This is a genomic window from Pantoea rwandensis (assembly GCF_000759475.1).
Classification (GTDB): Bacteria; Pseudomonadota; Gammaproteobacteria; order Enterobacterales; family Enterobacteriaceae; genus Pantoea; species Pantoea rwandensis_B.
Window position 1 is genome coordinate 1342784 of sequence record NZ_CP009454.1, and the last position, 12120, is coordinate 1354903.

The 12120-nt window shown below is 53.4% G+C and carries 10 protein-coding genes; all 10 read left to right on the forward strand.

The genetic code is table 11. The annotated features are described in order from the left end of the window. Positions 1-28 precede the first annotated feature (28 nt). The 10 genes from LH22_RS06150 (at position 29) to LH22_RS06195 (ending at position 12119) form a co-directional block, all read left to right on the forward strand. Positions 29-2041: a glycosyltransferase family 2 protein gene (locus LH22_RS06150; protein WP_038644951.1), complete on the forward strand. Its 2013-nt coding sequence runs from the start codon at positions 29-31 to the stop codon at positions 2039-2041. Then, complete coding sequence (locus LH22_RS06155; protein WP_038644953.1) at positions 2029-3036, forward strand: glycosyl transferase group 1 family protein; 1008 nt, start codon at positions 2029-2031, stop codon at positions 3034-3036. Before LH22_RS06150 ends, LH22_RS06155 begins: the two co-directional genes overlap by 13 nt. A gap of 144 nt (positions 3037-3180) precedes the next feature. After that, the gene (gene rfbB, locus LH22_RS06160) at positions 3181-4266 is read left to right on the forward strand and encodes a dTDP-glucose 4,6-dehydratase (RefSeq protein WP_038644954.1); all 1086 of its coding nucleotides are present in this window, start codon (positions 3181-3183) and stop codon (positions 4264-4266) included. After that, a complete protein-coding gene (rfbD, locus tag LH22_RS06165; RefSeq protein WP_038644956.1) occupies positions 4266-5153 on the forward strand; it encodes a dTDP-4-dehydrorhamnose reductase in 888 nt (295 codons plus the stop codon). The genes rfbB and rfbD overlap by 1 nt, the downstream gene beginning before the upstream one ends. Before the next feature lie 107 nt (positions 5154-5260). Next, a complete protein-coding gene (rfbA, locus tag LH22_RS06170; RefSeq protein WP_038644958.1) occupies positions 5261-6133 on the forward strand; it encodes a glucose-1-phosphate thymidylyltransferase RfbA in 873 nt (290 codons plus the stop codon). Between the two features lie 49 nt (positions 6134-6182). After that, the gene (gene rfbC, locus LH22_RS06175) at positions 6183-6734 is read left to right on the forward strand and encodes a dTDP-4-dehydrorhamnose 3,5-epimerase (protein ID WP_038644959.1); all 552 of its coding nucleotides are present in this window, start codon (positions 6183-6185) and stop codon (positions 6732-6734) included. 50 nt (positions 6735-6784) lie between these two features. Next, positions 6785-8788 (forward strand): capsular polysaccharide biosynthesis protein, encoded by a 2004-nt coding sequence (locus LH22_RS06180; protein WP_038644960.1) that lies wholly within the window; start codon positions 6785-6787, stop codon positions 8786-8788. An 89-nt stretch (positions 8789-8877) separates the two neighbouring features. Continuing rightward, the gene (locus LH22_RS06185) at positions 8878-10119 is read left to right on the forward strand and encodes a capsule biosynthesis protein (RefSeq protein WP_038644961.1); all 1242 of its coding nucleotides are present in this window, start codon (positions 8878-8880) and stop codon (positions 10117-10119) included. Between the two features lie 221 nt (positions 10120-10340). Then, positions 10341-11261, forward strand: coding sequence for an agmatinase (gene speB, locus LH22_RS06190; RefSeq protein ID WP_034823229.1), 921 nt, complete (start codon positions 10341-10343; stop codon positions 11259-11261). Between the two features lie 447 nt (positions 11262-11708). Beyond that, the gene (locus LH22_RS06195) at positions 11709-12119 is read left to right on the forward strand and encodes a YidB family protein (protein ID WP_038644964.1); all 411 of its coding nucleotides are present in this window, start codon (positions 11709-11711) and stop codon (positions 12117-12119) included. The last annotated feature ends 1 nt before the right edge of the window (position 12120 follow it).

A 12120-nucleotide genomic window follows, 5' to 3' on the forward strand; every position in this document is an offset into this window, starting at 1 on the left:
CTTCCCACTTCATGGCTGTAAACCCTCTATGCATAGCTATCACCACTGGCACCCTCTGGCACTGCCAGACACCACCTTATTACGCGCGGGCTGGTTCCTGATTCAGGGCACACTGCATGCGCGTTATCCTCGGGGAGAAACCCGGCTGCGCTGGCAGTGCGGCCAGGAGACCTGGCATGAGCAAATCCTGCCGGTCACGCGTCGCGGTACTCTGCTGGAGCTGGTCTGGTTACCGGTGGGGGCCACCGAAGTGGGGCTGCTTGCCAGCAGCGAAGGGACGGAATATCAGTTGAGTATTGTCCGCTTTGCGCAGGTTTCAGCGGGCAACAGTCTCATGCGCCGTTTACGCCGGGTGTGGCATTTCTATCAGCGCCTGGACGCGCAAAAGCGCAAGCGCCTGGGGTTGTCTTGGCATCTGTGGTTTACCGACTTACAGCAGGCTTACCAGCTGGTCGGCAAGATCCGTGACGACAGGCCACTACACGCCTATGAACACTGGCTGGCTAATTTCGATACCGTGCAACCTGGTGAGCGCCGCCTGATTGACCGTCTGCTGGCCCGCTGGGGCAATCTGCCCCATGTATGTCTGCATCTGGTGAAGGGGGGCGATGAGGCGTCACGGCAACGTACCCTCACCAGCATCGCGGCGCTATGTTACCCGACAACACATATCACTGTGCTGGAACAACCTCCAGCCGCGCACAGGCCAGTGGGAGAGTGGCAATGGGCGATTCCAGTGGGCGCTGAACTGGCTCCGGCTGCACTGGTGTGGCTGTCGCATCAGCTACGCCAAACACCCAATGCACAATGGATTTACGGCGATCACGATTTGTTGGACGGCAAAGGCAAACGCCACTCGCCAGACTTCAAGCCTGACTGGAATGAAACCTTGCTGCAAAGCCAAAACTATATTGGCTGGTGTGGGTTATGGCGGGAGCAGGGAGATAAATCCATCCCTCAGGATGGAGCTGAAAGTTATCGTGGGTGGTTCCAGTTGGCTCGCCAGCTTGCGCCACAAGAGATTGCACACATTCCGGCCTTGTTGATGCACGTGCCGGACACATTGCCGATGCAAGATAGCTATGAATCACTGGCAGCTATGCTGCAAGATTTGCCCGTCGGCGTAACGCTGGAGTCAGCGCCACACGGGATTTGCCGCTGGCGCTGGCCGTTGCCAGCTGAACTGCCGCGGGTGTCGGTGATTATTCCCACTCGCAACGGGCTGGCACATCTCAGACCTCGTATTGGAAGCCTGGTGCAACACACCTGCTACCCAAATGTTGAAATAATGGTAATGGATAACCAGAGTGATGACCCTGAAACACTGGCCTATTTTGCTCATATCAGCAAAGAGTACGGTGTGCAGGTCATCTCCTGGGACCATCCGTTTAACTACTCGGCGATCAACAACGCCGGGGTGCGTGAGGCCACGGGTGAGTTTATCTGCCTGTTGAATGACGATACAGAAGTGATCAACCCACTGTGGCTGGATGAGATGGTTTCTCACCTGCTGCGACCGGGCGTGGGGATTGTAGGGGCTCGACTCTATTACGGTGATGGTCGGGTTCAGCATGCGGGGGATGCGGTTGGGCCGGGGGGCTGTGCCGATCATTTCCACAGTGGCCTGGCCGCCGACGAGCCCGGTTACCAGCGCAGGGCGGTGAGCGCGCAGGAATTGTCCGCTGTGACCGCGGCCTGTTTGCTTACCCCTCGGGAACTCTATTTGTCTCTCAACGGCTTAGATGAAGTGAACCTGCCAGTGGCCTTTAACGACGTGGATTACTGTCTGCGGGTGGGGGAGGCTGGGTGGCGCATCGTCTGGACGCCTTTTGCTGAGCTATACCACCATGAGTCGGTATCTCGAGGCAAAGATGTGACGCCGGAACAACTGGCACGCTCGCGGGGTGAACTGCGCTATATGAAAAAACGCTGGGCCAGGCGGCTCAAACACGATCCTGCATACAATCCTAACCTGAGCTACGATCGACCCGATTTCTCCCTAAGCCATACTCCTAATGTGGTACTGCCATGGACGAGTTAATCAGAAAGGCGCTGTTTAAACCCTATCTGAAGTTGAATAAGCAAAGCAGCGGGACAGAGTGCCGCACATTACTGATTTTGCATGAGGGTAATTCACCGACGCTGGCCTATTTTGAAGCCGCCATCAGAAGCCGTTTTTCCGGCGCACAATGTCAGCTAGTGGATACCTTAACCACACCCACTATCGAAGTGGATAACGGAACCGCTATTGTAGTCATCCGCTTTATTTCTGCTCCGTGGCAGCGTGAAATCGCCCGCAATATGGATGACCTCTCACAGGTGGTCTATTTCATGGATGACGATTTGCTGGATCCATCGGCTTTGACGGCGTTGCCTAAAGGTTATCGGACTAAAATTATTCGTCGTTCTGCAGCCCAGCACCGCTGGATCACCTCGCATTGCGACAGTATCTGGGTATCGACGTCGTATCTGGCGAGGAAATATGCGCACCTCAATCCCGATGTAGTGCCTGCTAAGCCCACGCCACAGTTGCTTGCTGTAAAGCAGCCCGTAAAAATCGCTTATCACGGTTCAAGCTCGCATCAGGCCGAGAAGTATTGGTTGCGCGAGGTAGTGGCAGGCGTATTGGCGCAGTGTCCACAAGCCAGCTTCGAAATATTTGGTGAGCACGAGGTTTATAAACTCTATCGCGATTTACCACGCGTAACGGTATTGCATCCGATGAGTTGGCAAAACTATCTGGATTATACGCAGCACCACCGAATCGATATTGGTCTGGCACCTTTACTGGAGTCGGCATTCAATAGGGCGCGCGGTCCAGTCAAATTTTATGATTTCATTCGTATGGGAGCTGTAGGGGTTTATAGCAATTGCGCGCCCTATAGTGATTTTATTGAACAGAATATTAATGGTGTATTGCTGAGTAACGATCCACAAAAATGGATTGAGGCAATATCGCTGTTGGTCAATTCCGATCAAAAACGCCTAACGCTGGCGAATAATGCGAAAGAATATACGGACTCGTTATTGTATTAACACCCAACGCGTCGGCAAATAAAACACTCTAATTTAAAGCCGGCCATGTATTCACATGCGCCTGCCGCTAACACACGGTCAAAACGCAGAGCAAAGACCGTTTTCTGGTGACCATTTCATCCACATAGAAAGTAAAAATTGCTTATGAAAATCCTTGTAACTGGGGGAGCCGGTTTTATCGGTTCTGCTGTTGTTCGCCACATCATCCGTGAAACTCAGGATGCAGTGATCAATCTTGATCAACTCACCTATGCAGGCAATCTGGAATCGCTGGCCGATGTCGCGGCAAGTGACCGTTATACCTTTGAACAGGTCGATATTTGTCAGCGTGCGGAGCTGGATCGGGTCTTTGCCACTCATCAACCCGATGCGGTGATGCATCTGGCTGCTGAGAGTCATGTGGATCGCTCCATTACGGGGCCAGCCGCTTTTATCGAAACCAATATCGTCGGCACCTATACGCTGCTCGAAGCGGCTCGCGCTTACTGGAGCGAGCTGGATGAAGACCGCAAGCTGGCGTTCCGTTTCCACCACATCTCAACTGATGAAGTGTATGGCGATCTGCCACATCCGAATGAAGTGAGCGCAGGTACTGAGTTGCCGCTCTTTAACGAAACCAAAGCATACGCGCCAAGCAGCCCTTACTCTGCGTCTAAGGCCTCTAGCGATCATCTGGTGCGCGCATGGCATCGCACCTATGGCTTGCCGACAGTCGTCACCAACTGCTCCAACAACTACGGTCCGTATCACTTCCCGGAGAAGTTGATCCCGCTGGTGATCCTCAATGCGCTGAATGGCAAAGCACTGCCCATTTACGGTAAAGGCGATCAAATCCGCGACTGGCTGTATGTTGAAGATCATGCCCGCGCGCTTTATACCGTCGTCACCAAAAGTGTGGTAGGTGAAACCTACAACATCGGCGGCCACAACGAGAAACAGAACCTGGACGTGGTGCACACTATTTGCGATCTGCTCGACGAGATGGTGCCAAAAGCCAGTTCTTACCGCGAGCAGATCACCTACGTAGCCGACCGCCCAGGTCATGACCGTCGCTATGCCATTGATGCCTGCAAAATGAGCCATGAGCTGAACTGGCAGCCGCAGGAGACGTTCGAGTCCGGCATCCGTAAAACCGTGCAATGGTATTTGGATAACCAGCAGTGGGTGAATAACGTTCAAAGCGGCAGTTATCAGGACTGGATCGCGAAAAACTACCAGGAACGTCACTGATGCATATTCTTCTGTTTGGCAAAAATGGTCAGGTTGGCTGGGAGTTACAGCGTGCGCTGTTACCGCTCGGCCGTATTACCGCGGTGGATTTTGACTCCACTGACTACTGCGGGGACTTCAGTAACCCGGCGGGTGTGGCCGAGACCGTTCGCCTGCTGAAGCCGGACGTGATTGTGAACGCCGCCGCCCACACCGCGGTGGATAAAGCCGAGAGCGAGCGTGATTTTGCCGAGCTGCTCAACGCCACAAGCGTGGCCGCCATCGCCAAAGAAGCCGAAGCACTCGACGCCTGGTTGGTTCACTACTCCACCGACTACGTCTTCAACGGCAGCGGCGAAAAACCCTGGCTGGAAACAGACCAGACCGCGCCACTGAACGTCTACGGTGAAACCAAGCTGGCGGGCGAACATGCTGCTGCGCTGTGCTCTCGTCACTTGGTGTTCCGTACCAGCTGGGTGTATGCCGCTCGTGGTGCCAACTTTGCCAAAACCATGCTGCGCTTTGGTAAAGAGCGCAGTGAGATGTCGGTTATCAACGATCAGTTTGGTGCACCGACTGGGGCAGAATTGCTGGCCGATTGCACAGCCCATGCGATCCGTATCGCACAGGATAAACCGGAGGTTGCCGGGCTTTATCACCTGATCGCCTCAGGCACTACCACCTGGTTTGATTATGCTCAGCGCGTATTCGCCACCGCAAGTGCAGCCGGCATTGAGCTGGCAGTCACTCAGGTGAATGCTGTTCCGACCAGCGCATTCCCAACGCCGGCTAAACGTCCCCAGAACTCACGCCTTGAAACCAGCAAGTTTCAGCGCACCTTTGGGTTGACGCTGCCGGACTGGACTGTCGGCGTGGATCGCATGTTGGCCGAAATCCTCGGCAAGTAAACAGATTAAGTGAGGCTATTGATGCCTTTTTAATCGACGTGGACTTTGTCTGGGGTGGCACAGTGGCCTCCCTTTTACAGTAATCAAGAAAGAAGCATTGAAGAGTTATGAGCAAGCGTAAAGGTATTATTCTGGCTGGTGGGGCTGGTACTCGCCTTTATCCGGTGACCATGGCGGTGAGTAAGCAGCTGCTGCCAATCTATGACAAACCGATGATCTACTACCCGTTGAGCACCCTGATGCTGGCCGGTATTCGCGATATTTTGATCATCAGCACCCCGCAAGATACGCCGCGCTTCGAGCAACTGCTAGGCGATGGCAGCCAATGGGGCCTGAATCTGCAATACAAAGTACAGCCAAGTCCAGACGGTTTGGCTCAAGCCTTCATCCTCGGCGAAGACTTTATCGGAAACGATGACTGCGCGCTGGTGTTGGGTGACAACATCTTCTACGGTCACGACCTGCAAAAAGAGCTGGAAGCGGCTGCGAGCAAATCGGCGGGAGGCACGGTCTTTGCCTATCATGTGCATGATCCTGAGCGCTATGGCGTAGTGGAGTTTGATGCAGAAGGTAAAGCGATCTCCCTGGAGGAGAAACCGCTGGAGCCAAAGAGCAACTATGCAGTCACCGGGCTCTATTTCTACGATAATCGCGTGGTAGAGATTGCCAAAAGCCTAAAACCCTCCCCGCGTGGCGAGCTGGAAATCACCGATCTCAACCGCATTTACCTTGAACAGGGTGAGATGTCAGTTGCCATGATGGGCCGTGGTTTTGCCTGGTTGGATACCGGCACTCATGAGAGCCTGATCGAGGCCAGCAACTTCATTCAGACGATCGAAACCCGTCAGGGGTTGAAAGTGGCCTGCCCTGAAGAGATTGCTTACCGTAAAAAATTCATCGATGCCGACCAGGTGCGCACATTAGCCGCGCCACTGGCTAAGAATGCCTACGGGCAGTATCTGTTGAAAATGATTAAGTAATTTTCTTTTTTTCTGGGGCATGCGTCCCTTTTGGAATCAGGTTTCAACCATGGATGTTATTCAAACTGCAATTCCCGATGTATTTATTCTTCAACCAACAGTGTTTGGCGATGATCGTGGTTTCTTCTTCGAAAGTTTCAGTCATCAGCAATTCGAAACTGCCATTGGCCGCAGCGTAAACTTTGTCCAGGACAACCACTCAAAATCCTCTAAGGGTGTATTACGTGGCCTGCATTACCAGCTCGCGCCGCATGCGCAGGGCAAACTGGTGCGTTGTATCGCAGGTGAAGTGTTCGACGTGGCGGTGGATATCCGTAAAAGTTCCCCGACCTTTGGTCAGTGGGTGGGTGTGCATTTGTCGGGTGAGAACAAGCGCCAGCTGTGGATCCCAGAAGGTTTTGCTCACGGTTTTATGACGCTAAGCGACACCGCAGAATTCTTGTATAAAACCACCCATTACTATGCGCCGGAAAGTGACCGTGGCATTCGCTGGAATGACGAGACCTTAGCCATCACGTGGCCGAAAATCGACAGCGAGATTCTCACCTCGACCAAAGACAGCATTGCTAAGTCCCTCCCAGACGCAGAGCACTTTATCTGAGTCACACTCCTCCGCGATGGCGTGTGGAGTTTCTACCGCGCAGAGTTCGAATGAAATTTTACACAGGTTCAGCCGGAATCCTTGCCAAAAAAGCACGGTTTGAGCCGATGCTTGGCCACACATTACATGCCTTCAAAGCCAGTATGACGCTCGCTGAAGACGATGTGCTGGTTGGCTGGGGCCAAAAGAGCAACACCCGGCAGATAAAGCAAAGGGCCGAGAAACTCGGGCTGCCGTACTGGCAGCTGGAAGATGGCTTTATCGGCTATATTGGCCACCCCGCCAGGGGAGGCGTGCCAGTCTCCCTGATCGTTGATCCGGTAGGCGTTTACTATGATGCCCGCCAGCCTAGTTACCTTGAGCAATTAATCGCCACACCGTGCGATGCTGCTATGCTGGCGAGAGCTGAGAAGCTGACGAGCGAACTGCTTCGTCTGGGGATCACCAAATACAACTGCTACGGCACAGCGCGCGATTTACCAGCAGCTCTAGCCATACGTCTGCAAAACGATCCTCGCTCTAAAGTGTTGCTGATTGATCAGGTGGCCGGTGATCTCTCCATCCCTGGCGCGCTGGCTAGCGAAGCAGATTTTATTGATATGGTCGCAGCAGCAAGGCGCAACCATCCTGATGCCCGGCTGCTGCTACGCACTCACCCGGATACCCGTCTGGGCAGAAAGAGTGGCGTACTGGCGCGTTTGCAGATGGAGGATGTGGAAGTGGTGGCCGATCACTGCCATCCCCATGCACTGCTCAATCAGGTAGACGCGGTCTACACCGTATCATCCCAGATGGGGTTCGAAGCCCTATTGCTGGGCAAGACAGTCTATTGCTTCGGCATGCCGTTTTACGCGGGATGGGGGCTGACCCATGACAGTCAACATCTTAAGCGGCGGCAGACGAAGGCCTGCCTGCCACAATTGGTGGCAGCGGCGTTGATTCAGTATCCGCGCTACCTCGATCCGGTGCTGGGCGAGCGCTGTGAAGTGGAGCAGGTGTTGCCCATTATCGCGCGTCAGCAGAATCCGCCCCCGCATTATCGACGCCTGTATCTGGTGGGTTTCTCGTTGTGGAAACGCGCATTTATGCGTGCTTTCTGTTCGCCGCTAGCTGAGGAGATCTGCTTTGTGCGTAAGCTACCAAAACAGGTGGCTTCTGATGAGCAGGTTTTGGTCTGGGGCAGTCGTCATCCTGAACTCGCCAACCCTATACGGGTGGAAGACGGCTTTATCCGCTCGCGAGGTCTGGGGTCTAATCTGTGTCGCCCTTCATCGCTCTCTATTGATCCTGTGGGGATCTATTTCGACAGCCGTCGGCCAAGCCGGATCGAGCAACTGCTGAATCAACAGCAACTGACAGAGAAACAGCTGGCGCGCGGCGCGGCGCTAATCGATCTGCTTCAGCAGAATGGGGTCAGCAAATACAACGTCGGTAATGTGCAACCTTTCACGCCGCCTGTTGATGGTCGTCCGCTGTTGCTGGTGGTGGGGCAGGTCGATGGTGATGCATCGATCCTGACGGGTAGCCCGGTCATTCATAGCAATGAACAACTGCTATGGGCCGTACGTGCCGCCAGACCGGAAGCTCATATTTTGTTTAAACCTCATCCAGACGTGGTAGCAGGCAACCGTGAAGGGGCGATATCTGAGGCGTGTTTGACGTCTTGTGTCGATAGCCAGGTGCTGGATATCGGCCTGACCAGTCTCTATCCGCATGTAGACGAGTTGCATACCATGACCTCGCTGAGCGGTTTTGAAGCTTTAGTGCAGGGTGTAAAAGTCACCACCTGGGGCCAGCCGTTTTATAGCGGCTGGGGGCTGACTAACGATATCCATCCTGCTGAACGTCGCCAGCGTCATTTATCTTTGGCTGCGCTGGTTTATACCACGCTGGTCGCCTATCCACGTTATATCGACTGGCAGAGTGGTTTGTGGATGAGCCCGGAGCAGTTAATCCACCAGTTAGCGCAGCAGGGCAACTCCCCGGCACAGAAATCCAGCCGCTGGCAACGCTGGCAAATGAAATTGAGCTACCTCGTGCAGACATTCCGTTAGCGAACGGTTTATCCCCACCAATGAAAGAAAAACGGCCATCAAGCCACTCATATATACGATCCCGCAACGGAACCGCTCTGGGAAAAATAATGGAAGAGCCAGCTATCCGCCATTTGCTTAATGGCCGACGATATCTTTTTTTACAGGGGCCAATGGGCCCTTGCTTTTCACGTCTGGCGATCTGGTTGCAAAACAGCCATCGTGAAGTGAAGCAGGTTTGCTTCAATGCCGGGGATTCATGGTATGCCGCGAAAGAAACCGCGCTGCATTACACCGGATCGGCGAAGAAATTTGCTTATTGGCTGCGTGAGTTACACAAAGAGTACCCCTTCGACACCATTGTCTGTTTCGGTGACTGCCGCCCAATGCATGTCGAAGCTAAGAAATGGTCGAGTACCCAGTCGATCGATTTCCTTGCATTCGAAGAAGGATACTTTCGTCCGTTTTATATCACCCTTGAAAAAGGGGGCGTAAATGCATTTTCTTCAATGCCCATTGAGGCGAAATATTATCGCGAGCAGCCGCTGCCCGAATTGAAAACGCCGACGCCGTGGAAGCCGAGTGCCTATAATCGCGCGGCCCATGCCATGTTTTATTATGCAGCGGGCTGGTTTGGCCGCCACCGTTATAAAGGCTACAGGCATCATAAGTCGTTCTCACCCTGGTATGAGATGCGCTGCTGGATACGTGCAGGTCGCCGCAAACTCGTCTACCGCTGGCAGCAACGCAACATGTTGAGCCATATCACCGGTGAACTGGACAATCAGTACTATCTGGCGATTTTACAGGTTTATAACGACAGTCAGATCATCCATCACAGCCCTTATAAAGACGTACGAGACTATATTGAAACGGTGATCCGATCATTTGCCCGTCATGCGCCAAAAGAACGACACCTGGTGTTTAAACACCACCCAATGGATCGTGGCCATCGTTTTTATGGCACCTTTATTAACGTGCTGACTGAAAAATATGGCATCAGCGGTCGGGTTATCTACGTGCACGATCTCTCTTTACCCGCTTTGCTGACCCACACCCGGGCGGTGATCACGGTGAACAGTACCGCCGGTCTGTCGGCATTAATCCACAATAAGCCGCTTAAAGTGATGGGTAAGGCGCTTTACAACATCGAAGGCTTGGCCTGGCAGGGGCCGCTCAACCAGTTTTGGCAGTCGGATTTTGTCCCCGATAAAAAACTTTTTCAGCGCTTTCGCACTCATTTGCTTTATAACACGCAAATTAATGCCGTCTTTTACGGTAAGTCCGACTGGCTCGATATTCCTTCAGAGACCCTCCAGCCTACTGCTCTCACTAATCTCGAACGGAAGTGAGCTGGAAATTTGGGGAAATGTCTCGTGCGTACCTATGCTGCCAAAGTGATATCAGCGATTTATTTCAAATGTCATTAAAGCGTCGATTGCAGAGCATGAAAATCTCCGCAATAATTACGTTCAATAAATCCCTTCCTCGTCGGGCCTAACGACGCGGAGGGGATTTTTTTTACCTATATTTTAGTGGCTAACCGACTCACGGATCTTAAAGAGGACAAGTTATGTATAACACCCTGGGCAATCAGTACGATAACTCCCTGGTTTCTAACGCCTTCGGTTTCATGCGCTTCCCGGTGAACTTCCAGCCTTACGACAGCGATGCTGAGTGGGTGATCACCGGTGTACCTTTCGATGCCGCAACGTCGGGTCGTCCGGGCAGCCGTTTAGGGCCGGGTGCGATTCGCCAGATCTCCACTAACCTCGCATGGGAAGGTTGCCGCTGGCCGTGGGATTTCGACCTGCGTCAGCGCCTGAACGTGGTGGATTGCGGTGACCTCGTTTACGCATTCGGTGATTCACAGGATCTCTCTGACAAATTGCAGGCGCACGCTGAGAAATTGCTGGCAAACGGTAAGCGTATGCTGACCTTCGGGGGCGACCACTACGTCACGCTGCCGCTGTTGCGCGCGCACGCTAAGCACTTCGGTAAAATGGCACTGGTGCACTTTGATGCGCACACTGACACTTACTCTAACGGTCCAACCTTCGACCACGGCACCATGTTCTTCACCGCACCGAAAGAAGGGCTGATCGATCCAAATCACTCAGTGCAGATTGGTATCCGTACCGAGTTTGATAAGAGCCTTGGCTTTAACGTGCTGGATGCAGCACAGGTTAACGATCGCAGCGTCGATGATATTCTGGCGGAAGTGAAACGCACTGTGGGCGATCTGCCGGTGTATCTGACCTTTGATATCGACTGTCTGGATCCGGCACACGCACCGGGCACCGGCACGCCTGTGATCGGCGGACTGACCAGCGATAAAGCCACCAAGCTGATTCGTGGCTTGCAGGGTATGAACATCGTCGGGATGGATCTGGTGGAAGTGGCACCGGGTTACGACCACGCCGATCTGACATCACTGGCGGCGGCTACGTTGGCGCTGGATATGCTGCACGTGCAGGCAGCGAACAAAGGCTAATACTGGGAAGGGCAGGGCGAGAGCCTTGTCCTCAAATCAACTGTTGATAGTGATACAAAGATTAAAAACTGAGGGCGATCATTTGCTCTCGACTTCCCCGATTCCTAATAGTCGCCATTGATGTCCTGAGCGGCAGACCTTACCACCAGATACGCGCCGATCAGCACAATCGCGATAACGACGGCGAGAATAATCAGAATGGTCATCATAGTATGTGGTGCTCCGGTGACTCTCTCTGGTATCGCCTGCAAACAAACGGTCAGTGTAGACCATCTTCACCATGAAATGGCCCCGTCTGGTGAATACAGACCATTGTCACGCTTCTCGCATTGATGCCTCAACAACTTAAAGGTGACAATTCATTATCGGCACCCTGTAGCTATACTTTTGGGCGTAGCGTTAGTTATCGCTTCGTTAATCACGGTTACTCAATCTTTGGAGGTCACCATGGGCTTTCTGGATGAATTAGTGGGTTCGCTGGGGAGCGGCAACGGGCAAGGCAATCAGTTGGGTCAGTTGCAGGCGATCTGGAATTGGGTGCAGGAGCAGGGCGGAATCGAAGTGCTACTGCAGAAGTTTCAACAGGGCGGGTTCGGTGAGGTGCTGGGTTCGTGGATCGGCACCGGCGGTAATCAACAGGTCGGCGGCGGTGAGATTCAGAGTGCCTTTGGGCAGGAGGAGTTGCAGTCGCTGGCTGATAAGCTGGGCACCGATGTGAATGGTGCATCTGGCACGCTGGCGTCGTTGTTGCCGCAATTGATCGATAAGATGTCGCCGCAAGGTCAACTGGATGAGCAGAGTCTGCACAACAACCAGCTGGATTTGGGATCGATGGTGGATGATCTGTTTAAGCGGTAAT